Annotated in this window: 27 protein-coding genes and 2 pseudogenes; 16 read left to right on the top strand and 13 right to left on the bottom strand. The window is 50.2% G+C overall.

Annotated elements, in window-relative coordinates; all coding sequences use genetic code 11:
* Nucleotides 1-115: 115 nt before the first annotated feature.
* On the top strand, nt 116-1705 hold the full coding sequence (locus SYN_RS10455) for an AAA family ATPase (RefSeq protein ID WP_041584997.1): 1590 nt from the start codon (nt 116-118) through the stop codon (nt 1703-1705).
* 49 nt (nt 1706-1754) lie between these two features.
* On the opposite strand, the gene SYN_RS10450 is transcribed toward SYN_RS10455, so the two are convergent.
* Together SYN_RS10450 and trxA are read right to left on the bottom strand one after the other, a co-directional pair.
* Nucleotides 1755-2474 carry an outer membrane protein assembly factor BamD gene (locus SYN_RS10450; protein WP_011418095.1) on the bottom strand — a complete coding sequence of 240 codons (720 nt, stop codon included), beginning with the start codon at nt 2472-2474 and terminating at the stop codon, nt 1755-1757.
* 21 nt (nt 2475-2495) lie between these two features.
* Nucleotides 2496-2828, bottom strand: a complete 333-nt coding sequence (trxA, locus tag SYN_RS10445; RefSeq protein ID WP_011418094.1) for a thioredoxin — start codon at nt 2826-2828, stop codon at nt 2496-2498.
* Nucleotides 2829-3002: 174 nt separating this feature from the next.
* Between trxA and SYN_RS10440 the strand changes: the two genes are divergently transcribed.
* On the top strand, nt 3003-3725 hold the full coding sequence (locus tag SYN_RS10440; RefSeq protein WP_011418092.1) for an MTAP family purine nucleoside phosphorylase: 723 nt from the start codon (nt 3003-3005) through the stop codon (nt 3723-3725).
* Here the strand turns inward: SYN_RS10440 and SYN_RS10435 are convergent.
* From SYN_RS10435 to SYN_RS16110, 3 genes are all read right to left on the bottom strand, one after another.
* Nucleotides 3722-4135 (bottom strand): hypothetical protein, encoded by a 414-nt coding sequence (locus SYN_RS10435; RefSeq protein ID WP_148202557.1) that lies wholly within the window; start codon nt 4133-4135, stop codon nt 3722-3724. The two genes, SYN_RS10440 and SYN_RS10435, sit on opposite strands and share 4 nt — an antisense overlap.
* Nucleotides 4136-4163: 28 nt before the next feature.
* A complete protein-coding gene (locus SYN_RS10430; protein WP_011418090.1) occupies nt 4164-6269 on the bottom strand; it encodes an acetate--CoA ligase family protein in 2106 nt (701 codons plus the stop codon).
* 117 nt (nt 6270-6386) lie between these two features.
* On the bottom strand, nt 6387-6695 hold the full coding sequence (locus SYN_RS16110) for a hypothetical protein (RefSeq protein ID WP_011418089.1): 309 nt from the start codon (nt 6693-6695) through the stop codon (nt 6387-6389).
* Between the two features lie 277 nt (nt 6696-6972).
* On the opposite strand from SYN_RS16110, the gene hisI reads away from it, so the two are divergent.
* The 9 genes and pseudogenes from hisI to rpoD all read left to right on the top strand — a co-directional run bounded on the left by hisI (nt 6973) and on the right by rpoD (nt 15341).
* Entirely contained in the window at nt 6973-7344 is a 372-nt protein-coding gene (gene hisI / locus SYN_RS10425) for a phosphoribosyl-AMP cyclohydrolase (RefSeq protein WP_011418088.1), read from the top strand.
* A pseudogene (gene hisG / locus SYN_RS10420) lies at nt 7341-8212 on the top strand (ATP phosphoribosyltransferase). The gene hisI and the pseudogene hisG overlap by 4 nt, the downstream one beginning before the upstream one ends.
* A gap of 73 nt (nt 8213-8285) precedes the next feature.
* Nucleotides 8286-8876, top strand: a complete 591-nt coding sequence (gene hisB, locus SYN_RS10415; protein ID WP_041585646.1) for an imidazoleglycerol-phosphate dehydratase HisB — start codon at nt 8286-8288, stop codon at nt 8874-8876.
* Between the two features lie 145 nt (nt 8877-9021).
* The gene (locus tag SYN_RS15375) at nt 9022-9621 is read left to right on the top strand and encodes a hypothetical protein (RefSeq protein ID WP_148202556.1); all 600 of its coding nucleotides are present in this window, start codon (nt 9022-9024) and stop codon (nt 9619-9621) included.
* Nucleotides 9622-9727: 106 nt separating this feature from the next.
* Nucleotides 9728-10456, top strand: coding sequence for a 1-(5-phosphoribosyl)-5-[(5-phosphoribosylamino)methylideneamino]imidazole-4-carboxamide isomerase (hisA, locus tag SYN_RS10405; protein WP_011418082.1), 729 nt, complete (start codon nt 9728-9730; stop codon nt 10454-10456).
* 94 nt (nt 10457-10550) lie between these two features.
* Entirely contained in the window at nt 10551-10901 is a 351-nt protein-coding gene (locus SYN_RS10400; protein WP_011418081.1) for a histidine triad nucleotide-binding protein, read from the top strand.
* 320 nt (nt 10902-11221) lie between these two features.
* Nucleotides 11222-11671, top strand: coding sequence for a GatB/YqeY domain-containing protein (locus SYN_RS10395; RefSeq protein ID WP_011418080.1), 450 nt, complete (start codon nt 11222-11224; stop codon nt 11669-11671).
* A gap of 93 nt (nt 11672-11764) precedes the next feature.
* Complete coding sequence (dnaG, locus tag SYN_RS10390; RefSeq protein WP_011418079.1) at nt 11765-13549, top strand: DNA primase; 1785 nt, start codon at nt 11765-11767, stop codon at nt 13547-13549.
* Between the two features lie 49 nt (nt 13550-13598).
* Complete coding sequence (gene rpoD / locus SYN_RS10385) at nt 13599-15341, top strand: RNA polymerase sigma factor RpoD (protein ID WP_011418078.1); 1743 nt, start codon at nt 13599-13601, stop codon at nt 15339-15341.
* A gap of 62 nt (nt 15342-15403) precedes the next feature.
* Here rpoD and lpxC read toward each other — a convergent pair whose 3' ends face one another.
* The 4 genes from lpxC to SYN_RS10365 form a co-directional block, all read right to left on the bottom strand.
* Complete coding sequence (lpxC, locus tag SYN_RS10380; protein WP_011418077.1) at nt 15404-16351, bottom strand: UDP-3-O-acyl-N-acetylglucosamine deacetylase; 948 nt, start codon at nt 16349-16351, stop codon at nt 15404-15406.
* Nucleotides 16352-16636: 285 nt separating this feature from the next.
* Nucleotides 16637-16873 carry a hypothetical protein gene (locus tag SYN_RS10375; protein WP_011418076.1) on the bottom strand — a complete coding sequence of 79 codons (237 nt, stop codon included), beginning with the start codon at nt 16871-16873 and terminating at the stop codon, nt 16637-16639.
* A 59-nt stretch (nt 16874-16932) separates the two neighbouring features.
* On the bottom strand, nt 16933-17337 hold the full coding sequence (locus tag SYN_RS10370; protein ID WP_202943555.1) for an NINE protein: 405 nt from the start codon (nt 17335-17337) through the stop codon (nt 16933-16935).
* Nucleotides 17338-17351: 14 nt separating this feature from the next.
* Nucleotides 17352-17684: a DUF4404 family protein gene (locus tag SYN_RS10365; protein ID WP_041584996.1), complete on the bottom strand. Its 333-nt coding sequence runs from the start codon at nt 17682-17684 to the stop codon at nt 17352-17354.
* A gap of 431 nt (nt 17685-18115) precedes the next feature.
* On the opposite strand from SYN_RS10365, the gene yhbY reads away from it, so the two are divergent.
* On the top strand, nt 18116-18406 hold the full coding sequence (yhbY, locus tag SYN_RS10360; RefSeq protein WP_041585643.1) for a ribosome assembly RNA-binding protein YhbY: 291 nt from the start codon (nt 18116-18118) through the stop codon (nt 18404-18406).
* Between the two features lie 124 nt (nt 18407-18530).
* On the opposite strand, the gene SYN_RS10355 is transcribed toward yhbY, so the two are convergent.
* Nucleotides 18531-18725: a hypothetical protein gene (locus SYN_RS10355; RefSeq protein ID WP_011418072.1), complete on the bottom strand. Its 195-nt coding sequence runs from the start codon at nt 18723-18725 to the stop codon at nt 18531-18533.
* 331 nt (nt 18726-19056) lie between these two features.
* On the opposite strand from SYN_RS10355, the pseudogene SYN_RS17085 reads away from it, so the two are divergent.
* The 4 genes and pseudogenes from SYN_RS17085 to SYN_RS10340 form a co-directional block, all read left to right on the top strand.
* Nucleotides 19057-19158, top strand: a pseudogene (locus SYN_RS17085) (SOS response-associated peptidase); the annotation flags it as partial.
* Nucleotides 19155-19289, top strand: coding sequence for a hypothetical protein (locus tag SYN_RS16585; RefSeq protein WP_011418070.1), 135 nt, complete (start codon nt 19155-19157; stop codon nt 19287-19289). The pseudogene SYN_RS17085 and the gene SYN_RS16585, both read left to right, overlap by 4 nt.
* A 69-nt stretch (nt 19290-19358) precedes the next feature.
* A complete protein-coding gene (locus SYN_RS10345; protein ID WP_011418069.1) occupies nt 19359-19739 on the top strand; it encodes a DUF2784 domain-containing protein in 381 nt (126 codons plus the stop codon).
* Nucleotides 19694-22015 carry an acetate--CoA ligase family protein gene (locus tag SYN_RS10340; RefSeq protein ID WP_011418068.1) on the top strand — a complete coding sequence of 774 codons (2322 nt, stop codon included), beginning with the start codon at nt 19694-19696 and terminating at the stop codon, nt 22013-22015. Before SYN_RS10345 ends, SYN_RS10340 begins: the two co-directional genes overlap by 46 nt.
* A gap of 131 nt (nt 22016-22146) precedes the next feature.
* Here SYN_RS10340 and SYN_RS10335 read toward each other — a convergent pair whose 3' ends face one another.
* The 3 genes from SYN_RS10335 to SYN_RS10325 are packed head-to-tail and all read right to left on the bottom strand — an operon-like array spanning nt 22147 to nt 26561.
* Nucleotides 22147-23268 (bottom strand): lipocalin-like domain-containing protein, encoded by a 1122-nt coding sequence (locus SYN_RS10335; RefSeq protein WP_011418067.1) that lies wholly within the window; start codon nt 23266-23268, stop codon nt 22147-22149.
* Between the two features lie 42 nt (nt 23269-23310).
* The gene (locus SYN_RS10330) at nt 23311-25797 is read right to left on the bottom strand and encodes an ABC transporter permease (protein WP_011418066.1); all 2487 of its coding nucleotides are present in this window, start codon (nt 25795-25797) and stop codon (nt 23311-23313) included.
* 14 nt (nt 25798-25811) lie between these two features.
* Nucleotides 25812-26561 (bottom strand): ABC transporter ATP-binding protein, encoded by a 750-nt coding sequence (locus SYN_RS10325; protein ID WP_049750047.1) that lies wholly within the window; start codon nt 26559-26561, stop codon nt 25812-25814.
* Between the last annotated feature and the right edge of the window lie 48 nt (nt 26562-26609).

Here is a 26609-nt window from a genome sequence, read left to right as displayed (position 1 = left end):
TCAGTTTTATCTTGATTAACCCGGAAGGATTGATTAAAGGTCTGCCAGTTCTTGGGGGGATGAGTCAGCTGGAACACCGGCTCATCATCCGGGATATCACGAGAGGGGGGGTGTGATGACACATCCACAACTGATAGCCGCAATGAGCCTGCCGGAATTTTATCCCGCGAAACCGGAGCGGGTTGAACTGCTTCAAACTCATATTTCTTTGATTTTCATCGCCGGGGACGTTGTCTATAAAGTCAAGAAAGCCGTTGATTTCGGATTTCTTGACTTTACTACCCTGGAAAAGCGGCAGTTTTACTGCGGGGAAGAGTTGAGGCTGAATCGGAGACTGGCGCCGGAGATATATCTGTCTGTTGTGGGGATTGTGGAGAGGCCTGACGGACGGCTGGCCCTGAACGAACCCGGTTTGGTGGTGGATTATGCCGTTGTGATGAAAAAAATCCCTGAAGAGCGGATGCTGAAGAAACTCCTGGCCTCCGGAGAAACCTCCATTTCCGTGATGGAGCGGGTTGCACGGAAAGTAGCGGATTTTCACCGTCAGGCTGAAACAGGTGGAAAGATTGACGAAATCGGCGGCTTGGAGACCATCAGAAGAAATCATGAGGAGAATTTCGAACAGACCCTGCCTTTTATCGACGTGACGATCCCCCGATACCAATACGCCCTGATCCGGTCCTGGGCCCTCAAATTTCTGGAAGCGCAGGAAGGTCTGTTTCGGCGGAGAGTGGCTAACCACCGGATCCGGGACTGCCACGGCGACCTGCATCTTGAACACATCTGTCTCCTAGATCCGGAGATTGTCATCTTTGACTGTATCGAGTTTAACGAACGGTTCCGTTATGAGGATGTTGCGGCGGAGGCGGCTTTCCTCGCCATGGATCTTGATTTTAACGGCTGCCCGGAATATGGAGAGGCCTTTGTTCAGGCCTATATTTCATGCTCGGGAGATGAGGAGATCCGTCAACTCCTTAATTTTTATAAATGTTATTACGCTTATGTGCGGGGGAAAGTTGTCGGTTTCAAAAGTCATGACGCGGCCGTCAGCCAGAAAGAACGTGATGAAGCAAGGGAAACGGCGAGCCGGTATTTTGATTTGGCATACACCTGTGCGGCCCGACTGGAAAGGCCGGCGTTGATCCTGATGACCGGGCTGATGGGAACAGGGAAGAGTGTTCTGGCCAGGAGTCTGGCATCCCGCCTGGGGGCTGAGATCCTTCAGATGGATGTTCTACGCAAGGAAATGCTCAACATTCCCGTCACGGATCATCATTTCGCCGAGTTTGGCCAGGGGATTTATTCCGATGCCGTAACCCGTCGTACCTACGCGGAGGCCCTGAGCCGGGCGGAGGGGATGATCAGGCTTGGGAAATCCGTCATTATAGACGCCTCCTACAAACGGCGCGAGGAGCGGCTGAAAGCGAAGTTCGCAGCCGGGCGTTTAGAGGCGGATTTTTATGCCATTGAATGCAGGTGTCCGGAAGACGTTTTGAAGGAGCGGCTGGAAAAGCGCTTATCGGAAACCGGGGAGGCATCGGATGGACGATGGGAGATTTATCAGGCGCAGAAAAAAGATTTTGACCCTGTCGACGAACTTTCTGACGGTGAGCACTTCTCTGTAAGTACCGCCGCTCCGCCTGAGGTTTGTGTTCAGGAAATCCTGTTGAAGATCAAAAAACTCAAAACGGATATCGTTTCCTGAGCCCCGGCTCTTTCCGGTTTTTCCCGTCACCGACTCTCTGTTCAGGAATTTATTTCTTTTCTTTGGCTTCCCTGGCTTCCTTTCGGGCTTTTTCCTGCGCTATCCGCTTCTGTGTTTCCCGGATGTAGGCGGAAACCTTGTAATCCAGTCCGAGGTTGGCGTACTCTCTATTGATGGTTTCAAAACGTTTGAGGGCGGCCTGATATTTCTTCTGTTTGAAATAGAACTCCCCTACATAGAATTCATGCTCGGCGATCCGAACTCGACACTCCCTTAACATTTTTTCCGCCATGAGGGAAAATTTGCTGTCGGGAAACCGAGCCAGAAGTTTTTCGAATTCTTTCGCCGCCCGTACGGTTTCAGTCTGGTCGCGGTCGATACTCAACATCTGCTTGTAATGACACATCCCGATCTGATACATCACGTAGGGCAGATTTTCGTTCGTGGGATGCAGGTAGACGAAGTCATTATAGGCGGCTTCCGCTTCCGCGTAGGCCTTATTGCTGTAGTGGGCGTCACCTATGCCCACCTTGGCCAGAATGGCCAGCTCACTCATGGGATATTCGTCGCGCAGCCGCTCAAAGGACTCAATCGCCTTCTTATAGCGTCCGTTCTGATAATCTTCGTAACCCCTCCGGTAAAGACCTTCCGGGGTTGCCCGGGTCATGTCCGACTTTCGAAACCAGGCGCAGCCGGTCAGTAGTGAGAGAAGTAGACTGGCCGCGCAGAAAACAATAAGGGAACGGACGCAAAGTGTTCTGTATTTCATGAGGTATTAGTTGTCGGCGATTTAGAGACTTTGATTGACGAACGTTTCCAGCCGCTCCTTTGAGACGACCCCGACCAGGGTATCCATCACCTTGCCATCCTTGAAGAGAATCAGCGTAGGGATGCTGCGCACCCCGAAGTCTGCGGCAGTTTTCGGATTTTCGTCCACATTCAGTTTTGATATCTTGACCCTGCCCTTGTAGGTTTCAGCAAGTCCCTCCACCAGCGGACCGATGGCCCGGCAGGGGCCGCACCATGTTGCCCAGAAATCAACGAGAGCGGGCTTGTCCGATTTAATGATTTCCTCTTCAAAATTGGCATCGGTGACGTGAAGCAGGGATTCCTGTGAACTCATGAGCAGGCCCTCCTCTTTTTAGTTTTATTGATTCGTGATATCTATATCATATCTTCCTGAAAGATGTCAATCGCATTTTGAGAATCATAAAAAGGGGATATGGACACTTTTTGACAGTCAGAGGGTGTTCTGTTATAGAGTTCTGCCGGGAGGGGAAGCAGGTAAGGAGATTTCATGCAACCTTTGGGAATCATTTCTGGAACGGTAATTCCGCAAGGCAGGGAACTGTTTGGCGATCTTCAGGAGGAGTTTATCGAAACGGAATACGGCCAGGCCGTCGTCATGCGTTCAGATGCCGTGGTTTTTCTGCCGAGACATGGAACGGATCCGAACCGCTACATCCTGCCTCACCAGATTAATCACCGGGCCAACATGAAGGCGCTTTGCGAGTTGAGCGTCAGGGAAATCGTTGCCATCAATTCCGCGGGGTCCCTGCATCGGAAATGGAAGCCGGGAACGATTATGGTCCCCGATGATTTTATTATGTTGACCGGCATTCCCGGTATTCATCAAACACAGGCCGCCCATTTGACCCCGCAGCTTGACTTGAAAGTGAGGCATTATCTATTGGAGGCTGCCCGGGAGGAGGGCGTCAATGTGATCGACCGGGGGGTATACTGGCAGATGCCGGGTCCGCGCCTGGAAACGCGAGCCGAGATCCGGATGATTTCCCGGTTTGCCGATCTGGTGGGCATGACCCTGGCAAGCGAAGCCGTGACGGCTCAGGAACTCGGCCTGGCCTATGGGGCGCTCTGTTCCATTGACAACTATGGCAACGGTCTGGTTGAAAAGCTCTTGACGGTTGAAGAAATTGTGGCTCACGCGCGGGAAAACGCCCGGGTGATGATCGGCATAGCAACCCGATACCTGGAAAAATATCGGATTCGAAAATCTTAGAAAGCGCCGAGCTGGCAGGGCTTGATCTTGATTTCCATGGCTTCGCAGGCTGAGGAAACGGCCATTTTAGGCATCCTTCTTGATCTGGCAATGTCCCATGCCGCGATGCAGGGCAGATAATTTCCCTGCATCGCTTTCCTGATCTGTGCTTCCAGTTCAGGGGATACCTCCGCTGCCGGCTGAACGATTTTCTTTTCGGGTGTGTAACCGTAAAGCCCGAGTTGACATCTGGTGAGGCGGATTTCCATTGCATCGAGTCTCTGACCCAGCTCCTTTGGAGATTCTCCGAACTGAGCGGCAATCTGCATGGCCCCCGCACAGCTTATTTCGCCTCCTTCCGCACGTCGCCGGATTTCCTCTTCAAGAGCAGGGTTGCTGGGAATTTTCTTGTTTGGATCAGGATTCTTCATGATTTTTCCCTCCATTTTACATTCGATTTCAAGGATTGCTTAAAACGACTGTCGCATCCACGGCAACGGCCTGGCTGCCCGAAACAAGGATGGGATTGATATCAATTTCCTGGATACGGGGGTAGCGCGCCATAAGGTGGCCCAGGGTGACCATCAGGGAGGCAAGAACGTGACGGTCAGCAGGTTGAGAACCGCGGAATCCATCCAGAAGAGTCTGCGTTCGCAATCGTCCGATGGCGTCGAGGGCTTCTTTTACACTGAGCGGGGCGACGGTAAAGACCGAATCTTCAATGAGATCGGCCATCCTTCCACCGATGCCGATCATGACGCAGGGGCCGAACTGAGGGTCTCGGATGGCGCCCATGATCAATTCCACGTCGCCCTGCAATTGCTTCTGCATTAAAACTGAGCCCCGCCCGTTCATTTTCTGCAGAAGCCTTTCAAAGCTCTGTCTGGCTTCTTCCGGTCCGACAATATTCAACTCGACCAGGCCGTGTTCCGTTTTATGGACAACTCCGGTCTGCAATCCTTTCATGACGAGCGGAAACCCCATTGAAATCGCTTTTGACTCGCACAGCCGGGGGTCCTTTATCCATGTTTCTTCAACGGTGGGAATTCCAAAGGATTTCAGGATATTTTTCGACAGCCTTTCATCCAGAGATCCACCCGCATTATTGAGAAGATCGGAAATGTCATCGGGGATATTCTGAAGCTCATCGGTCGGCACAGGCTGATTCCCTTCAGGCAGCCAGCAGGTCCCGGTCCTTTGGAACAGGATGGACAGACACGATACGGCCCGGTAAAGTTCATGAAATACAAGGACGCCGCAATCGCGGGCCTTTATCTGAACCTGGAAGGCGTCATCCCGGTTGCCGGGCAGCCAGAGCAGAACGGGCTTCCCGGAAGAGCGGCTCTGTCGGGAAATTTTATCAAAATCCAGCCGAATTCTTGTGTAGCCGGAAAAGGCATGTACAAGCACGGCATCCACTCCCGGATCATCAAGGGCCGCTTCCATGGCAAGACTGTAGATATCCAGGCCGGTACCGCTGTGCTGTTCTATGGCCGGCCAGATGTCCACCGGATTGGCGACAGGCATCCATTCGGGGAAAATGCGCCCCAGGCGAATCTTCGTAGCCTCTGAAAGTTCTGCCACGTCGAGATCCAGCTCATTCATGAAATCAGTGGATACAATCCCCGCGGCGCCACTGAAGGTGATGACCGCGATACGTCCCCTGGATTTGTTCCGCTTTGGAGGATACAGTGCGAGTGTGCGGCAGAAATCAACAAGCTGATGGAAATCTCTTGCTTCATAAGCACCGGCCTGGGCGAGCGCGCCGGCGGCGACCCGATAATTTCCCGCCAGACTGGCGGTATGGCTGACGGCTGCCTCCGCTCCCTTGCGGCTTCTGCCGCCCTTCAGAACGATCACGGGCTTATCGCTCTTCCGGCAGAGGTCCATGAATCGTCTGCCGTTGACGAAAGATTCGAGATAAAGTCCGACACATCGGGTATCCGGATCTTCAAGAAGAAAAGAGAGGACATCACTTTCATCAATGTCCGCTTTATTGCCGATGGAACAGACCTTACTGAAACCGGTTATGCCATGACTTAAAATATCGATGACGAAACCGGCGGAGAGCATGCCGCTTTGAACAATGAGAGACACCGGGCCGGGATGCAGGCAGAAAGGCAGGACCTTCGGATCGGTGAAAGAGAAGATATGACCCCGGATCCCATCAACCAGGCCCATGCAGTTTGGTCCCCAGACGCGTATCCCTGTTCGCTCAACAAAACTCCTGATGGCGTCTTGAAGACTTTTTCCCTTTTCATCCGCCTCGGCAAATCCGCCTGATTCGATCATGATTCCCGAAACGCCTTTGATTGCGCATTGCTCAAGAGCGGCCGGAACATGAACGGCTGCGATGAAAATGATCGCCAGGTCAACGGCTTCAGGAATGTCCTTGATCGACGGGAAGCAGGGAAGCCCTTCTATTTCAGCATACTGGGGATTGATGGGGTAAATCCGTCCCTTGAAAGTCGTCTTCAGGTTTTTGAGAATAGCATAACCCCCTTTAAAGGTTTTGGGGGTTGCTCCGATGACGGCAATGCTCTGCGGATTGAAAAATGAATGCATGAGATCAAGTAATGAATGAGATGGTGTCGGTTAGTTCATGGTATTAACATCTGGCAATATTTTCTGAATCTCTGTGATCCATGGAACTTGTATAAATTTAGACAAAGAGTAAAGGTGTTACTCCTGTGAGGACCTCTTCTGGGTATCTTCTTTCAATCGGTCCAATTCCTCACGATACTGACTGGTCTGTGCTTTCACGGCCTCAATCTCTTCCCTGGCCCGGGCGAGTTCTTCCTCCTGCTTCTGCCGTTCCCGATTCAGTTTGTCCTGAATGTCATCGAAGCCGATGTACATAGCTAAAATTCCTCCAAGAACCAGAAAAACAGGAATAGCCCCTTTTAAAATCGCCAAAAAGTGAGACCACCAGAAAATAAGGCCGAGCAATCCTAAGAAAGTTGAAATCGCGCCGCCGGTCAACAGTGACATTGCCGCATACCTCCCTGTAAAAATAAGTTTAATTATAAATTCAACAATTGAGATGATTCAAAATGATTTTTTATTGACGTGAATTGCTGACGGCAATTATCAGCAAAAACTTCATTAAGAGATAGGGCTCTATAAAATCAAAGTCAAGAGAAATCACAGACGAATAAAAAAATGCTTGATAATCACTGATTTTTAAATTAGCATTTTCCGATTTATTAATGTTTAAATTTTATTTGGTTCATATCCGTACAAGCTAATAGTTTTAAGGAGAACTCTGATGTTGGAACCTGATTTTGTAAAAGGAAACGGATTGATACCGGCGATTGTCCAGGATTGCATCACCGGCGAAGTGCTGATGCTGGCTTACATGAACCGCGAATCCTGGCTTAAAACCAGAGAGAGCGGAAAGGCGACTTACTGGAGTCGTTCAAGAAACAGCCTCTGGATCAAGGGGGAGACATCAGGTCATTACCAGATTATCAAAGAAATCTTGATTGATTGCGATGCGGATGCCATTGTCCTGAAAGTGCAGCAAACCGGGGCAGCCTGCCACACGGGGTATCGATCCTGCTTTTATCGAAAGATTGTTGGGGAATCTTTTGAAATTATTGGAGAAAAGCTGGTTGATCCGGAGGAAGTCTACAAATGAACAAATTGAAACTGGGGATACCCAAGGGGAGCCTTGAAGCGAAAACCGTTGACCTTTTCAAAAGGGCAGGATGGAATATTACTTACGACAGCAGAAGCTACTTTCCCGACGTCGATGACGACGAGCTTTCCTGCACTCTCGTCAGACGCAGGAAATGTCAAGATATGTGGAGGATGGCACGCTGGATATGGGGTTGACCGGCAGGGACTGGATCATTGAAAATGACTCCGATGTTTATGAAATACAGGATCTGATTTATTCAAAGACATCGGCCAAACAGGCTCGTAGGGTGCTTGTCGTTCGGGAGGATTCTCCTCTTCGGAAAATAGAGGAACTCGAAGGAAAACGGCTTTCAACGGAACTGCTCCACTTCACGAAACGTTACTTCAAGGAAAGAGGCATCAACGTTCATGTCGAGTTTTCCTGGGGGGCGACCGAAGCAAAAGTGGTTGAGGGTCTGGTCGACGCCATCGTGGAAGTAACCGAGACTGGAAGCACGATCCGAGCGAACAATCTGAAGATCATCCATGAATTGATGCGGACGAATACAGTTTTGATCGCTAACCATGCGGCATGGAACGATCCCTGGAAAAGGCAGAAAATCGAACAGATCCGGACTCTTCTGAATGGTTCCCTGCAGGCCATGGGCATGGTTGGAATCAAAATGAATGTTGCCAGGAACAATCTTGACCGGGTTATTCGTTTACTTCCGTCGTTGAGGGCGCCCACGATATCCAGTCTGTATTCCGAGGACTGGCTGGCCATTGAAACGATTCTCGACGCGAATACTGTCAGAGATCTGATTCCCCTTCTGCAGGAAGGTGGAGCAGAGGGCATTATCGAGTATCCGCTGAACAAAGTCATCTGAATTTGAAAAGGGAGATCGGAAGATATAGTTTATTCATCAATGCATTGACAGACAGGGCGTCATCCCGGGAGTGATTATGAGACAAGCCAGCGTTCAAAGAAGTACATCCGAAACCGATATATCCGTTGAAATAGATCTTGATGGCGGCGGGCAGGCCGTCGTTGAAACCTCTATTCCTTTTTTTGATCATATGCTCACTCTTTTTTCCCGTCATGGACTTTTTAATCTCACGGTCAAGGGACGGGGTGATACGGAGATTGACGATCACCATCTGGTGGAAGATATGGGCATCTGTCTGGGAAAAGTGGTAAAGGACGCGATGGGTGATAAAACAGGGATGGTTCGTTACGGTTCGGCGACGATACCCATGGATGAAACCCTGTGCGCTGTTACCCTCGACGTGTCTGGAAGGCCTTATCTGGTTTATCATGTGGCGTTCTCAGCCGGAGCGAGAGCCGGTGAATTCGATTTGCAGCTGATCAGGGAATTTTTTAAAGCATTTTCGGACCATAGCGGAATCACCTTGCATATCAATCTGTTTTATGGTGAAAATAATCATCACATTGCCGAGGCCGTATTCAAAGCCTTTGCCCGTGCATTGAGTATGGCGGTTAGTATTGATAGCCGGATTCAGGGTGTGTTATCCACCAAAGGATGTTTGTAACCGATTAAATTTCATGTTGGCGCGGGGAGATGTGATGAAAAACCCATCCATATCAAAAGTACCTGTTTTTGTAACAGGCTGTCTCTTTTCTTTTTTCATCGGTTTGTTATTGACGATTCAAGGCTGTACTCAGAATTCGATTTCAGTGGAAACATTTCCTGAAAAAAAATCGGTTGCATTGCGCCGCATTGCTGTTTTCCCGATACAGAGAGTCGACCCGGATGAGGTGGTGGATAATGCCCTGCGTTGTCCGATTTGTGGAACGATTGTTAATGTGGGCAGTGTGGCGCCTCAGGCCGAAAAGGTCGTGGAAGACGTTTTTATCCGGAGCATTGACAAGACGGAGAAATATGAGATTGTTCCGCCTGAAAGAGTTCATGGTGTGTTCCAGCGGATTTCCGCGAATTCTCTTAAGGCTCCCCTCAAGGAGCTGCTGATGAAGTCGGGGCAGGAATTGGGCGCGGACGCAGTCATGTATGGTTATGTTTACCGTTTCAGAGAACGAAGGGGTTTCGCTTATGGAACTGATCAGGCGGCTTCCGTAGCGTTTGCCATGCACCTCATCAATGCTCGCGACGGTTCGCTTATCTGGAGAGGCATTTTTGATAAAACGCAGCTCTCCCTAATGGAAAATATCTTTCAGGCTTTTGCTTTTTATAAAGGGAAAGGGCGATGGCTGACAGCTGAAGAACTTACGGAAGAGGGTGTATTGGAAATTCTGAAAACCTTCCCCAATGGGCAGTAAAAATCTTTCAAGTACAGGCACACCGGCATAATCGACTGAAGCATCATTGTAAATGAAATTAAAAGTTTGTTTTTAATCTGTAAATTCTTAAGGGGGGTTTTTCAGATTGGTCATCATTCCGGCAATTGATCTTAAAGGCGGGAAATGCGTGCGACTTCTTCAGGGGGATTTTGAGCGGGTTACCGTGTACTCTGATCATCCTGTTGAAATGGCGAAAGCATGGCGGGAAAAAGGGGCGGAACGGTTACATCTGGTTGATCTCGACGGGTCCATTGCCGGCAATCCCCGGAATGCTGCAATTATCAGTCAAATTGTCAAGAGTGTCGGCGTTCCCGTGGAGATAGGCGGTGGAATCCGTGATATATCCACAATACAACGCTATCTCGATATGGGAGTTCAATGGGTCATTCTGGGAACAGCGGCTCTGAAAGACCGGTCATTTGTGTATAATGCCTGCGATCTTTTTCCTGGGCATGTCATTCTTGGTATTGACGCAAACAATGGAAAAGTCGCCGTCGAGGGATGGACGGAACAAAGTGCGATCACTGCCCTTGAATTGGCGATATCTTACGAGAACCGAGGCATAGCCGCTGTCATCTACACGGATATCAGCAGAGACGGGATGCAGACCGGAGTTAATGTGGAAGGGACCAGAGTGCTTGCCGAAGCGGTCGATATTCCGGTCATAGCTTCAGGCGGCGTTGCTACTCTCGATGATATCAAAAGGCTTCTTCCTCTGGAGGAATCCGGCATAGCAGGTGTCATTATAGGCAAGGCTCTCTATTCCGGGGCAATAGCTCTTGAAGAGGCCATAAGCCTTGCAAAAAGTTCCTGACATCAACCCCGCTGTAAAGAAATAGGGCACCTTGAATCGAAAATCAGCAGGTCTGTTAAAAACAGGACTGTTAGAAAGATGAGGAGGCTACAGCATGGCGGATAATTGCCTGTTCTGCAGTATTGTTAAAGGGGAGATTCCCTGCGCCAGGATTTATGAGGACGATCATGTTCTTGCCTTTGAAGACATTCATCCCATGGCGCCGGTACATGTCGTCGTTGTTCCTAAACGGCACATTTCCACGTTCATGGACGTTTCGGACGATACAATGGCATATTTGATGTCCATGATGACCGCTGCTCAGAAAATCGCGAAGCTCAAAGCCATCGATGAAAAGGGATTCCGTACGGTTATCAACTGCAAAGAAGAGGGGGGGCAGGTCATTTTCCACCTTCATATGCACTTGCTGGGCGGATGTAAACTCAGAGATGATCTGGGACAATAAATAGGTTGACAAGTCTTCAGAATGAATTAAATTTATTTAAATAAAGATTTCGACCTGGTCCCGGTTTATTTGTTCTCCAATCCCGCGAAGCATCAACCTGCACATCCGCCTTTACTTGAGTTGAACCAAGTTGTGACATCACGATTCAGAAATCGCGAGACCGGTGATCATCTGATCCTTGTAAAAGCAATTATAACGAAATGAATTCTCAACACTCAGGTTATCCTCATGTGTTGTTTTTCTTTTTTGAGCAGGCATGATCGAGTTAATAACGAGAAATTTCACAAATAAGGATTAAGGGGTACAAAAAGGGAGAAGCAATGAGTTTCAGGGAAATCGTTGAAGCTGAAATGGTGACGGCAGCGAAAAAGCAGGACAAGGTGAGGCTTTCGACTATGCGGATGGTGAAATCAGCTCTGCACAACAGGGAGATTGACTTGAAAAGGGAGTTGAATGATACGGAAGTCCTTCAGCTCCTTTCGTCCATGGTCAAACAGAGAAAGGATTCGATTGAGCAGTTCGGCCGTGGTGGAAGAGAGGATCTGGTCGAAAAAGAAGAACAGGAACTGCAGATTATTCAATCGTTCATGCCGCAGCAGCTGACGGAGGAAGCACTGGACGCCGAAATTGAAAAAGCCATTCAGGAAGCCAAGGCCTCCAGTGTAAAGGATATGGGGAAAGTCATGAAAGTCCTGATGCCCAGGGTAACGGGCAAAGCAGACGGCAAGGCGGTCAACGAACGGTTGAAAATGAAACTTTCCCGTCCTTAAGCATGAAATTCAATAATGACGGGTTGCATTCAAAAGGGTAACAGGCGGTCGGCTGAAAGAACGTTACTGTTCGCCGGTCAATGACGGAGTTGTGTGTTGAAAGGAGATCATCCCGGGGATAAAATCGCGGAAATCAAAAGCAGGATCGATATCGTCGAACTGATATCGGAGTATATTTCCCTGAAAAAAGCCGGGAAAAATTTTTTGGGTCTCTGCCCTTTTCACAACGAAAAAACACCATCCTTCACGGTCAATCGTGAAAAACAGATGTATTACTGTTTCGGATGCGGCGAAAAAGGGGACGTATTCGCTTTTCTGATGCGCCTGCACAATACAACGTTCCCCGATACCCTTAAACTGCTGGCGCGCAGGACAGGGGTCATTCTTCCCACATCTTCTTTTCGTGGAGACGGAAAGAGTCAACTCAATGCCAGGGAACAAATCATCCAGATTAATCAGATTGCGGCAGCTTATTATAAAGACAACCTTTTTTCTCCAGGAGGGAAGGCCGCTTCAAGTTATCTGAAAGAAAGGGGGCTGAAAGAGTCCACGATAGAGGTTTTTAGTCTGGGCTATGCCCTGGACGGCTGGCGTTATCTGCGAAATCATCTTGAACGGAAAAAACAGTCCCTGAAAATGGCCGGAGAAGCCGGGCTGATCGTCGCAAAAGATGATCGGCCGGATGTGCTGTATGATCGATTCCGTAATAGGCTGATGTTTCCGGTCAAGGATGTTGACGGGCGTATCATCGCCTTCGGCGGCAGAATTCTGGGAGATGGTGAACCAAAGTATCTCAATTCACCGGAGTCGCCTGCATATATTAAAGGCAGGCAGCTTTACGGATTGAATCTGGCTAAAGAAGAGATACGCCGGTGCGGATATGTGATCCTTGTTGAAGGATATTTTGATCTTATCGTTCTGTGGAATGCCGGAATCAAGAATGTTGTGGCCACGCTGGGGACGGCCCTGACAAAAGATCACGTCGCCTTGATCAGGCGATATACCGATCAGGTGGCCATCACCTTTGATTCGGATGAAGCAGGGAAAAAGGCGCTGGCGCGAAGTGTTGAGATGTTCATTGCAGCTCATATGGATGCCAGGGCAGTGGTTCTTCCCGAGGGACTTGATCCGGATGATTTTGTCCGTCGCTACGGTGGGGAGGCCTTAAAGCGGATGGTGGAAGGCGCACCGTCGATTGTTGACTACTATATAGAGAACGCGATCGGCAGGGGGAATTCGTTTGAAGAAAGAGGAGGCGCTGCGGCCCGGGCGGCGGCATTCATTACGGGGATACAGGATGTCATTGACAGGAATCTTTTTATCAAACGGGTTGCTGAGAAACTGGGTATAGATCAGGATATTTTGAAAAAAGAGGTGCAACGCAGGCTTCGTTCCAACGCGCGCAAAGAATTTCTCACGCCCGTGCAGCAAAGAGAAGCCGCTTATTCAGGACTGGAATTGAATATGATTCATCTGATGATGGAATATCCGGATGTCATCCCTTCCATTCTGTCGTCAAAGGCCATGGAATATTTTATAAACAGGGACCTGAGATTGATCGGTCAATCCTGGATCGATTATGCAGTGAATGAAACCGTTAATCCGGGTGACGCCGTATCTTTTATTCAGAAACTTGATAATCCCGATATTGAGGATATTTTTCTGAGATTATTTGTAAAGGGAAGTCCCTTTCAGAAAGAGCAACTTGATTCGATTACATCGGATATGATCCGGCAGGTGAAAAGAAGATGGTACAAAGAACAGCATAAAAATATAAAAAATCGTCTGTTGAACGCGCAGGCGTCAGGCGATCAGGCATTGGGGCGTGAACTTTTAAAAGAAAAAGAGCGGCTGATGAGAGAAGAAAGGGAATTGTAATAATTGCGCCTTAACTAAGACCTTTTATTTACTGAGGGGAGCAACCAACATGGGGAAAAATATACAATCGGAAGAATTCAAGAAATTAATTTCTCTGGGCGAGGAAAAGGGTTTCCTTACTTATGACGATGTGAATGACTTTCTGCCGTCCGATATTACATCTTCAGATCAGATAGACGATATCATCATGCTTTTCGGTGAAAAAAATATCGATATCATTGATACCGAGAAGGGAGAAAAGCTGCTGGTAAAAAGTCCTGTCGAGGAACGAGAAACCGCGAAAGAAGGGGAGCTTATCGATATGATGTCCGTCGCGGGAAAGACAGGAGACCCCGTTAAGATGTATCTCCGCGAGATGGGATATGTGTCCCTGTTGAGCCGTGATGGTGAGGTTGAGATTGCCAAGATTATTGAAGAAGGCGCTCAGGAGGCAATGGGAGCGGTATTCGGTGTCACGGCATCCGTGAAGGAAGTGGTTGATATTGGAAATAAACTGAAAAGTGACGAGATACGTATTAAAAATGTGATTGACAATCTTGAGGATGAAGACGGCTATGTTGAGGAAGACTCTCAACGGGAACGTGTGATAAAACTGCTTGATAAGGTTGCCATGCTTGACGGCAAAAATGATCAAATTCTGCAGAAGTTGAGAGCAAAGGATCTCAGTGAGGATGGACGTAAAGCTTTAAAAATTCAGATGGAAAAGAATAAGAAAGCAATCATCAAGCTTTGCCGTAAAGTCAGGTTTGGTAAAAAACAGATTGATAAACTGGTTGCCAATATCAAACGGTATCTTGCCGAACTCGAAAAGGCTGAAGATGAAATTCAAAAATGCAAAGAGGAAACGGGACTTTCGTTGACGCAGATTGAAAAGGCATGTTCCAGACTGAAAAAATATCCTCAAGATGAAGCAGCGATTCTGGCGGAATATGGCATTACCATGGAAAAGCTGAAATCCGTGGAAGCCATGATTCGGGAAGCCAATCGAAAGCTAAAAAATATCACGAAGGAAACAGGATACTCTGTAACGGCTTTCAAAAAAATCCTGTTCAACATCGAGCATGGTGAAAAAAAAGCTGAAGAAGCCAAGCGGAAACTCGTTGAAGCCAATCTGCGGCTGGTTGTCAGCATTGCTAAAAAATACACGAATCGGGGGTTGCAGTTTCTGGATCTGATCCAGGAGGGAAACATCGGATTAATGAAGGCTGTTGATAAATTTGAATATCAGAGGGGATATAAATTTTCGACGTATGCAACATGGTGGATCAGACAGGCGATTACCCGGGCGATCGCCGATCAGGCCAGAACGATTCGAATCCCTGTCCATATGATTGAGACTATTAATAAATTGATTCGCACATCACGCTATCTCGTGCAGGAGCTGGGACGGGAACCGAGCCCGGATGAAATCGCGAATAAGATGGAGTATCCTCTGGAAAAGGTAAGGAAGGTTCTGAAAATCGCCAAAGAACCTATTTCACTCGAAACTCCCATCGGTGAGGAGGAGGATAGCCATCTTGGTGATTTCATAGAAGATAAAAAGATCATGTCTCCGTCCGAGGCGACGATCAGTATGGATCTGGCGGAGCAGACAAGAAAGATATTATCGACGTTGACACCAAGGGAAGAAAAGGTGTTGCGGATGCGTTTTGGAATCAGCGAAAGAATCGAGTATGGTGAAGAAGAACTGGAACAGGGGGAAGAGGAGGGTGAATTTCCCGGTCCCATAGAGACCGGCGCTTACCGCAAATTGAGAAATCCTTCACGACGACGGACTGTTAAACAGGTCTAAAAAATCCTGCCAAAGTTAAATCTGCACGCTCCTGTTTCCAGAAGCGTGCAGATTACAGATTTTCATGCGTGGATGGCGCCCAGAATTTTCCGGGCAGGAATGTCCCGTATGCTGAATTTTTCGCGGGTATTCTGCCCGTGGGCGTCCTGACAATTCAAAAAACTGGCTGTCGTCCAGTTTTCCTGCTGTTCCAGTAATGCCTTTACCAGCATGGAATTCAATTTGTGACCGGATTTGTAGGCAATAAAATGCCCGACGATCGGCATCCCTATCAGGGAAAGATCTCCGATTGCATCCAGTATTTTGTGCTTCACAAATTCATTGTGGCTTCTCAGTCCCTCCTTGTTGATGATTCTCTTTTCGTCAAGGATGACGGCATTTTTAAGAGAACCGCCGAGGGCCAGTCCTTTGGCCTGGAGGTATTCGACATCTTTTAAAAAACCGAAAGTACGAGAACTGCAGATTTCCTTTTCATAAGTTTCGTCGGACAATTTGAGATGATAGCTCTGTTCCTTGATAAGGGGGTGGTCAAACTCAATTTTATATGTGATTTCGAAGGAACTGGAAGGCGCCAGCATTGCGAAACTTTCCCCTTCCGATACGGAAACAGGCTTTTTAACGACCAGGTATTTTTTCAATTTTTCCTGGGTGCGGATACCCACAAGCTTCAACATGTTGACAAACGGCAATGCGCTTCCATCCATGATTGGAATTTCAGGCGCATCAACCTCGATGATCGCGTTATCTACACCCATCCCACTTAACGCCGAGAGGATGTGTTCAACAGTAGAAATCGCGGCTCCGCTACTGCCAATTGTTGTTGCCAATGTTGTATCCGTAACATTTTCAAGACAAACCCTGATCATCTGTCTGTATCGGGTGTCCGTGCGCACGAGAATGATGCCTTCGTCGGAGGACGCAGGTCTGATTCGCATATTAACTTTCCTGCCTGAATGCAACCCCACACTCTGACAGGACAGATCGCTTTTCAAAGTCCTTTGAAAATACATAAATTCAATCCTTATTAAGTTAAAGCCTATTTAAGCAAAATGCGTTCCATTATTTTCCTCGATTCTTTAAAAAAATAAGATGCGTACCCATTAATATTATTGGTGTTTTCTGCCTGTTCAATATCCTGTAAACCGTTTCTGAACAGGTCTGTGTTGTTTATACCACAGTGCGAATGATAGCAGTTCAGACCGATTATCGGCTTTTGTTTGTGCGTACGAGAAAAACAATGTGTATATTCCACGAAAAAAATCAGAAGGGTATTCCAGCATCGGGATAATAAATTTTCAGGGATAATCAGAGATATTGCAGTCTTTACCGGTTAGGATGGAATTAAACGAGTCTTGTTTTTTTTGATAAACATTCAAGCCTACCTTAACCTCTTCGTAGCCCGGTACGGATACATTGCCTTCCGTTGAAGCTATCATCATCGTCTTTCCGGAGGCTGAAGGGCCGAATTCTTTCGATAAATCAACATGAATGGTCAGAATATTTCCTTCAACAGACATTTCTACGTTCTTCATGATGATCTCCTTCCTGATTCATGCCGTGGCCCATTGCCGTGCGATCCGGAATCCCGGCATCACTGCCGTTCGGAGGCATTAACAAGCGTGATCTGATCGTTCAGCGTCCAGAAATCGTAAATATAGCCGATACCGAAAATCCCCAGCGTAAGTAAGTACAGGAGACCGCTGATCCATTTCCCCATGTAAAATCTGTGGATGCCGAATATGCCCAGAAAGGTCAGAAGAAGCCAGGCAAGATTATAATCAATTTTCCCTTCCGTGAATCGCAGATCTGCCTCCCTGGCCATGGAGGGGATCAGAAAAAGATCCAGAAACCAGCCGATACCCAGAAGGCCGAACGTAAAAAAATAAACCGTACCGGAAATCGGCCTGCCATAATAAAACCTTTCCGATCCGGTAAAACCGAAGATCCAGAGGATATAGCCCATGAGGACGCTGTGTGTGGGAGAAGGATTTTTCATGGATCGCCGGGAGATCATATCCCTAAATTGGAAAGCATTGTGCAGATTCTATTGACAATTCCCACCAGTGTCGGATGAGAAGTTTCGAATCCCTCCACGGATTTTTCCAGACCCGCGATCGAAAGTTTAACAAGTTCAGGGTTCTTTTCCTGACGAATGGCTTCACGAGTCGATACTTCGGTAAATCCCGTGATGCTTTCCGCCTGTTCATTGTGAGTCTTCGAAAGGTTGGCGATTTCAATCCTCAATGTTGATATGAGATCGAGCAGTTCGGATTTGTTTTCATCACTCATCGATTCAGTTTTTTTTAATCTTTCTTCGATCTTTTCAAGAGTATTCTGTATCATTTCATTGTGCCTTTCCTGATCCGATGGTTTATGTGAAATATTGACGTGTTGCAAATGTAGAAAACACTGCCGGTCATTATTGATGACAGAGGCGGCATGATGCTGCATTTCGACAAAGATAAAAAACCGATTGATCCGGCCGGGGACAGCCCTTTTTTATAATGTTAATGCTTTTGAGAATATTTGTCATGGGAAACTTTCGTAAAATGTCGATGTCGGATTCGCCGCTTAACGCCGGGAAATTTTCCGCAGGTTCATTTGCAATGCAATGTGTTGCCTGTTTTGTGGCAAAGCAGTTTAAGTATGGTATGGCAGCTCCACGCCGGATTGAGCATCATTTATTTCATTGACATGAAGGCTTTCTTCCTATACTTCCTTTCAGGAGAAATAAGTTATTGTCAAGCAAAATCAATTATATAAACGGAGATTACATGTTGACAGGGAAACAGAAAAGATTCCTGCGCCGATTGGGGCATGAGCTGAAGCCGGTGGTCCTTATCGGTAAAAGTGAAATTACGAAATCCATCCTTCATGAAACGGATGCGGCACTCGAACATCATGAATTGATCAAGGTCAAGCTCCTGGACAGCAGCCTGACCGACCGAAAGGAAGCGGCTGAATATCTGGCCTCACAGCTTAAAGCCGATGTGGCACAGATACTGGGACGGACGTTTCTTATTTATAGAAAAGCCAAACAGCCAAAAATTGACCTTCCTTTCTAGTTATTTGATATTAAGGTATAATCAAGGAAATTTCCCGACCTATGTCGTCACATGGACAGGGATATATTTATGGCAGTGAATTAATCTTTCCTGGTGACTATTTCATTTTTTGTCGTTATTGTGCTCAATTCTCGCTGAAGGTTTTAATCAACGCCGAAATAAGGGATGCCTCTTCAATGGCGGGATGATTTCGATTTTCCTGGTCGGAATTGAAATGAAAGGTCGTTGTGCTTAAGAGTGTATTTTGCAGACCGAAAAGCCTTATTCTCCGGTTTTTCCGCATCTCCTTTTTTTCACGGGTTGCCGTTTGAACCGTCATGTTTCCTTCTTTCTGTTAATGAATTTTTTTTCAACGTAAAAAGAAAGTCAGTGTCGACGGAAAGGTTCTATACGGGAAAATGCACAGATAATACAATACGGAATAACTACGAGCCCTGTTACAGTCAAATACTGGGATGCCAGGATGAACTCTATTTTCAGACAATAATTTGTGATTTTCCTATGTGAGGTCGCTTTGTTCTTTTAACGGATTTGTCCTTCATCTTGGATTCCTTTCGTATCGAGGATGTTGCCGGCGAGTATAAAAAGGGAAGGAATATTTCTCCTTCAGCCTTCAATCCGGAAAGCCATTCGGCTTTGCCGGGCTTTATGAAAGCAGGCTGTCGCCCGCCTATCAGCAGATTCATCCCTGTACGATTATCACCACTGTTTCGGATGAATTGATTCTGCCTGTTCATGACAGAATCCGGTGATTTTGCCGAAGGGCAGCGAGGCGATCTGGATCGACCTCGAGAATCAGAACGGGGAGCAGCTGTTGTCCCTGTTGACGCCTTATCCGGCGGAAGAGATGAAAGGAGAAGAACTCGGAACAGGATTGATTTAAAAGTCAGGACAAGTTCCCAGAGAGAAGCGTCCTGTTTGACAAGGCACTTCGGAGCGCCGTGAGAGAGAAATGATCTACCGCATCTTCGCAGATATGGTGGTAATAATTCATCTGGCATTCATTCTTTTCGTGGTTTTTGGAGGGTTGCCGGTAATCCGATGGAAGTGGGTTGCGCTGTTCCACCTTCCTTCCGTGATCTGGGGCGCGCTCATCGAATTCAAGGGATGGCTCTGTCCCCTGACCACTCTGGAGTGGAGACTTCGGCTGGCTGGGGGAAGAGACGCCTATCCCTCAGGATTCATGGAACACTACCTGATTCCCATTGTTTATCCGGACAAGCTCACCCCTGAACTTCAGACCTTTCTGGGTGCAGCAGTTCTAATCGTTAACGGAGCGGTATACAGTTGGCTGTTCTGGCGGTGGATGCGAATAAGACTGAAAAGCGGATAAAAACCCTGCCGGACGATACCGTCCACAGGCGATTGAAGCCTTATAAAAAAAATAACTTGGTGGCCATGAATAAAAAATCACACGAAATCGCCCGTGCGACTGCCGCGGACCTGATAAAGGAAGCCCTGACTTCCGGTAAAGCAGCGTTGAATGAGTGGCAGTCAAAAACCCTGTTCGCGGCATACGGCATTCCCGTTCCGGAAGGCGTACCGGTGAAGAGCGAAACCGAAGCGGCGGCAGCTGTGGAACAGATCAGGGGCAGGGCAGTTCTGAAGGCGATCGGCACCGACATCCACCATAAGACCGAAGCCGGACTCGTAGTGCTGGGTGTCGAGGACCCGGAAGAAGCCGCCGCGACATATCGCCTGCTGAAGAAACGGGCCGCAGGCGCTCTTGAAGCGGTGCTGGTGGAGCAGATGGTCGCCGGCAACAGGGAGCTTATGGTCGGCATGAAACGCGACCCGGTGTTCGGGCCGGTAGTGGCCTTCGGACTGGGGGGCGTTCTGGCGGAGGCCCTGGGCGATGTGGTTTTGGCCCTTGCCCCGATGGACGATTGGGATGCGGCGGAACTGCCTGATCTGATCAAAGCCAGGAGTCTGCTCGGTTCCTTCCGTGGATTTCCCCCGGTGGATCGTGTGGCCCTTGCGAAGATTTTACAGGCAATTGGTCAGATCGCGATCGATCATCCCCGGATTGCCGAGATCGATGTCAACCCGGTCCTTGTGCGGGGCGGTCAGCCTGTCGCCGTCGATGCGCTGATCATCCTGTCGCAGGTTACCGTGCCGCAACAGGCGAAGCGCATATTCAAGCCCAACCTGCGGTCCCTGCTCGCTCCCCGTTCCATAGCGATCGTGGGCGCGTCGGATGACGTAACGAAATGGGGTGGATCAGTCCTGCGCAATATTCTGGACGGCGGCTATACAGGGAAGGTCTATCCGGTCAATGCCAGAGGAGGGGTTTTCTTCGGCCTTCAGTCCTATGAGAGTATAGAGGCGCTGCCCGAAGCGCCCGATCTGGCCCTGTTGACCGTGGGAGGGCGCCAGGTGGCTTCTATGCTGAAAGAATGTGGACGCAAGCAAATCCCGGCGGCCATCGCAATCGCTGCCGGATTTTCCGAAACCGGGGCAGCAGGAGCTGAGGCGGAGCAGGATATCGCTCGAATCGCAACGGAGGGCGGGGTAACGGTCATGGGGCCGAATTGCATGGGAATGATTTCCAACGAGGTCCAACTGCATGCCGTCGGATTCGTCGCGCTCCATCCAGCCCGGGGCACACTCAGTTTTGTCTCGCAGTCAGGCAATCTCGGTTCTCAGGTCGTGAACGGCTGCCGGCGACGAGGCATCGGCATCGACAAGTTCGCAAGCGTGGGCAACGAGGCGCAAATCGGCGCTGTCAACGTTCTCGACTATCTCCGCGACGATCCAAACACCTCGTGTGTCCTGATGTATATCGAAGGCATCGATGACGGAAGGCTTTTCCTCGACGCAGCCCGGCGCACGGCGGCGGTGAAGCCTGTCGTTGTCCTGCGTGCCGGCCTGACTGAATCCGGAAGCAAAGCGGCAGCCTCTCATACCGGCGCGATGGCCGGTTCCGCGGCTGTGTGGGAGGCCGCTGCGAGGCAGGCGGGAGTCGTTACCTGCTTGACAACAGACGCTTTGCTTGACCTTGGGAGTTGCCTCGCCTGCAATCCGTTGCCCAGGGGAAGGCGGATTGCAGTGGTGACGCAGGGCGGTGGAGCCGGGGTCATGGCGGCGGACGCGGTTGCCCGCCATGGACTGCATCTTGCGAAACTCCCGGCCGAGCTCTATGCCGCTCTCGACAAAATCCTGCCTCCGTTCTGGAGCAGGCGAAACCCGCTGGATCTGGTCGCCTCAGCAGGTGGAGAAACAGGTCCTCGAGTGCTCAGGACGGTGGCCGAATGTGACGCGGTGGATGCCGTTATCGCTCTTTCCCTGCTGGGTGTTCCCATGAGCGGCATCGATCAGCGGCCCGTGTCCGGCGACGGTGAATATCCCGGGCTGACTCCCTGGGAAAAAGATTTGCTTGCCCTGGTTGCCGAACTTATGGAGTCCACGGGCAAGCCGATCATCAACGTGCCCGATTCGCCGATCCGTGGATCGGTGTTTGATTACGGCAGACGCTACAAACCGATCGTCCTTTCGTCACCTCAAGCCGCGGCAAGGGTTCTCGACAGAATGGAGTGGTATGGCGCCCATCGCCGCCGCGGCAACCCATGCAACAAGAATAAAAAAAGGAAGGTTGGCGGTTCAAAATGATGGGAGTTGCCAAAAACAAAGTCTGCAGGGCCTTTCGTTGTTCTTTTTGTGAAAGAAACCGCGGCTGTCCTGATCGGCGTCGTCTGCCTGAGCAGGCTTTACTTGGCGCCTGGTCAAATATGATCTCGTTTTCAAAACAGACCTCCGATGCTTCCCGCATAGCCGGTCATCTCGATGTATCCTTCACAGGTGACCGGCTTCTGCTGTGACAATCCCTTGCCGGTTACAGCGCCCTCGTAATAATTGACGCCCGTTGACCCCGGGGTTGTCAATTCCTGATCCTGCAGGAGAGGATCAAGACGTACGGAAAGATCAGCCGAAGAGATATCGATCTGCCAACCGGCTGGGTATCGGCCGCCTGTTTTCGCGCTCGTCCAGTATCTCAGAGTTCTAATCCGAATTTCAGAAAGATCAAGGTGGCGGGATATGCCGTTCGATTCCACGAGGGTTCCCGAGGATTCTTTTTCCAGTGAGCCATCCTTCTTTCTGAGGAAATAGATCATGAGGTCTCTGCCGTCGGAAAAATGCAGGGAAAACCAATCCCAACCTGTCTGATCTTCCGCGAGTGTGTTCGATCCGAATTCATGGTCGAACCAGCTTGTCCCGTTGACCTGAATCCTCCTGCCCGTTCCGGTGGTTTCCAGGTTTCCCGTTGTTTCCAGATCCGTGAAAGAATAGTAATAGGATGCCTGCCCGGGTCTTGATCCTTTCCGGCTCAGACCGTTCCGATCGTGGAGAACCGGGGGCTTTTTCGGCCTCAAGTTCAAGTCCAGCCCAGTCTGCCCGCTACGCGCACCAATGTGGATGCGCCCGTTTTCCATCCGCGCGAACCAGTTCAGATTCCAGACGTTCATTCGCCCCTGCTTCGATCCCGCCAGACCGGGGCCTGAACGGCTGATGCGCTCCGCGGAAGAGAATTTCGCACCGGCAACGTCCGTGACGGCAAAATGGGCGGGATAGACATCGCGAATCGACCAGGGGTTTGAGGGCATGGGCGCCGTCTGCCGGATTCCGTGCCGGAAAAAGGTCAACTGATATCCGTATCGGTTGCCTTCCGCATCGATCAGATTGCCTGTAAAATACCACCATTCCGTTCTGAATTCAGGATGGTTGCCGTGATCCCGGGGGAAACTCCACTGCCTGGGTCCGGTCGCCTGCTTCCATTCGCCTTCGGCCCCTGCAGGCGCGCAGGCGAGTATCATGATGATCAGGATAAGGAAGGATGTGTTTCTGTAATGATATCGGTTGATCATGCTTTCCGCGGTCCTTTCTTTTCCTGTATTTTCTGCTGCAATTCAATCATCCCGTATCTGCATCTGCGGATAAGTCCGCAGAACCACCCATATCGGATATAGCGCCGCTCCGAAACTGGCCAGAAGGGCTGTCAGGGCGGTGAGAAGATAAGGGGAAAGGTGTGGGTGGAAAAAAATCGTCCAGTTGAAACTGCGAAGATTGATCACCCGGATAAGAATAAAGGCGAAGAGGGTGCCACTACCGGCACTGAGCAGAAAACTCATGATCCCCATCCCGATGGCTTCGAGCAGGGTCATGAGCGCGACCTGCCCTGTCGACAATCCAAGCGCCCTGAGGATTCCGTACTCACTCTTCCGTTCGAGAAAAAGGGTCATCAGCGCGCCGGCAATGCCGAAAAAGGCGATGATGATGGCCAGGAACCTCATGGAACGGGTGATCGCGAAGGTGCTGTCAAAGATTGCAAGGATGTTTCCGTAAAACTGCTCCCGATTGGAGACGGGAAGACCATGCTGCCGGGCCTTCTGCCTGATCTGATCAAGGATATGCGGGCGCCGGGGATTCCCCGGGTCAAGGAAAACCGCCACACTGTTGATGGTCCGATCGGCGAAGAGCCGAAGGTAGGTGCCGCGATCCATCATCACGAGGCCATGTTCTGTAGAGTAATCATAGAATACGGCTTCAACGCGCAGCCTCGCCGGCCCCTGCATGCCCTCCAGGGTGATGATGTCTCCGGCCCCGACGCCGAAACTACGGGCGAAACTCTCCGAAATGATCACATCTCCTTTCTTGACGGCCTCCCAATGCTCATCATCACCGGACAGCCAGGCGAAGCGCGCGTATCGTTGGAGCACGGGGGCGTTGACTGAGGAGACGAACATGGGCCTGTTGCGATAAGTCATTTGGGTCTTGCGGTACGCGTCTACGGCGATGCCTGGCATGGCCTTCAGCTCAAGATAAAACCTTTCCGGAACTTCCTTTTCCGACGCGTTGGAAATATAGAGATCCCCCTGAAACTGCCTGTCCATCCACCAGAGGAGCGATTCGCGAAAACTTCCGATCATCAGAGAAAGGCCGACAGACATGGAAAGAGCCACCATGAAAGCCGCGACAGCCACAGCGGTGCGTCCCAGGTTCCGGCGGATGTTGCCGGCCGCGATTTTTCCGGGAATGCCGCCCAGGCCGGTCAGGAAGCCCGTGAGAAAGGGCGAACAGACAATAACGATGTAACCGGTAAGCAGGCTAAGTCCGAAAAGGACCCCGAAGAGGGCGCCATAAGCGGTGTAGATGCTGTTCGAAGGCAGGAGAAAAACGGCGGCGCTGAGAAGCAGGATCAACATGCCGGATGCCGCGACTTTTTTTGCGGCGAGGTCTCCTCTGCGGCTTACGGATCGGCCGTAAAGCGCTTTAACGGGATCCAGGCGCGCCAGTTCGATCAGCGGGAAAATGCTGCCCAGGACACTCGCCCCGCAGCCGATGAGCACACCGGCGGCCGGCATCCAGAACGACCATGCCAGAGGAACCGGGCGCAGAAAGAAATAGAGATTGCTGATCGTTCCCCCGATGACCTCCGTCAAAAGGCGGCTCAGAATGTATCCCATCACACTGCCGACGGCCCCTCCGATGACTCCGAAAATGAGGATCTCCGTCATGAACGCCAGGATGATCTCGCCGCGGCTCGCCCCCAGACTTCGAAGAATGCCTGCATCCCGCCTGCGGCTGACAACGGCGAACATGGTGGTGTTGTAAATCAGGAAAACGGCGACAAAGAGCGCCATGAGCGACAGGGCTTCAAGATTCAGCCGGAACGCGCCCAGCATGGCAGTGAAGGTTTCCTGACGCTGCCGGTTGGACTTGATCTGAAAACCGGTTTTCCATCGGTTTCGAAATTCCTGCTCTTCCGCCAGGACAAGGTCGACTCGGTCGATCAGGCCGGGCATGTTGAAGAGTTTCTGCGCATGGGCGATATCCATGAGCAGCAGGGGTTCGCCCGATGGGTTGGGAAAGGTGCCGATGACCTCCAGTTCTCCATGGGAACTCCAAATTTTACTCCCAGCCGCAAGGTTCAAATGCTGAGCCATTCCGGCTTCCATCAGGACGGCTTTTTCTTCGAGAACAAAGGAAAGGCTTTCTTCTGAGCCCTTTCTCCGATCGTCGGAAAAAGAAGTCCGGGCCAACTCAGGCCGAATTGCCGTATCGAGAAAAGGATCGATTCCGAGGATCCGAATCTGGCTGCCATCCGCAACGCGAAGACGGCGATCGATGACTGGCGAAAACGACTCTACGGACGGATCACTGATCAGCCCCTGGAGAATGGCTTCGTCCATGGGGCCGGCGTTCCGTTCGAGGGAATGGGTCGATTTTCCCTGAAGATATTCAATGGCGTGAGTGAAACTCGCCAGGGCCGACATCGCGGAAAACGCCATACCCAGGGAAGCCGCCACACCGAAGGCGATACCCATCAACTGCAGCAGACTCAGGCTGCGCCGCCTGACAAGATATCTCAGGAATGACCTGGTTACGGTTCGCATCTGCGCTGTCCCTTTTATCGATGATGACGTGGCTTCTCTGCCGGGAAGCCGGACTCGATTTTCTCGTTCCGGATTTCCCGCGCTTCACCATCGTCCTCAGGTATGACCACACCGTCAACCATGCGCAGAACACGGTCCGCGAACCGGCAGGCCATGGATGTGTGGGTTACCATTAAAAGCGATGTTTCCAGGTCCCGGCATCGAGACGAAAGAAGTTCGAGAATCTGAAGGCCGGTGGCGGTGTCAAGGTTTCCTGTCGGCTCATCCGCCAGGATCAGGGCGGGTGCCTTGACGATGGCCCGGGCGATGGCGACCCGCTGCTGTTCCCCGCCGGACAGCTCGTGAGGATAGCGCTTTTCCTTGCCTTTCAAACCCACGCTTTCCAGAGCCTCGAATGCCTGTGCCGGCGTTGTTTTTCCCGCCAGTTCGAGGGCCAGGTAAACATTTTCAAAGGCTGACAGGGTAGGGATGAGATTAAAAAACTGGAATATAAAGCCTATGCGGGTCCGGCGCAGCAAAGTCCGGCCTTTTTCTCCCAGGCTTTGAAGATTCCTGCCTTCCACTTCAATATAACCGCGGCTGGGTCGATCGAGGCCGGCAAGGAGATTCAGCAGGGTCGTTTTGCCGGATCCGCTTCTGCCCAGCAGGGCGAGAACTTCGCCGCGCGCTATTTCCATGTTTGCGCCGCGGAGTGCCATGGAACCGTCCGTTTCCTCTCCATAGATTTTCCATAAATCGACGACGCGAATTACAGGGGTTGTCACAGGTTCCTCCTTGGTCACGGTTTGACCGGCATCGCGTGTAGCGTGTTT

Origin of the sequence: Syntrophus aciditrophicus SB, assembly GCF_000013405.1 — a bacterium.
Lineage (GTDB): Bacteria > Desulfobacterota > Syntrophia > Syntrophales > Syntrophaceae > Syntrophus > Syntrophus aciditrophicus.
This window is presented reverse-complemented; position numbering and strand designations above follow the sequence as displayed.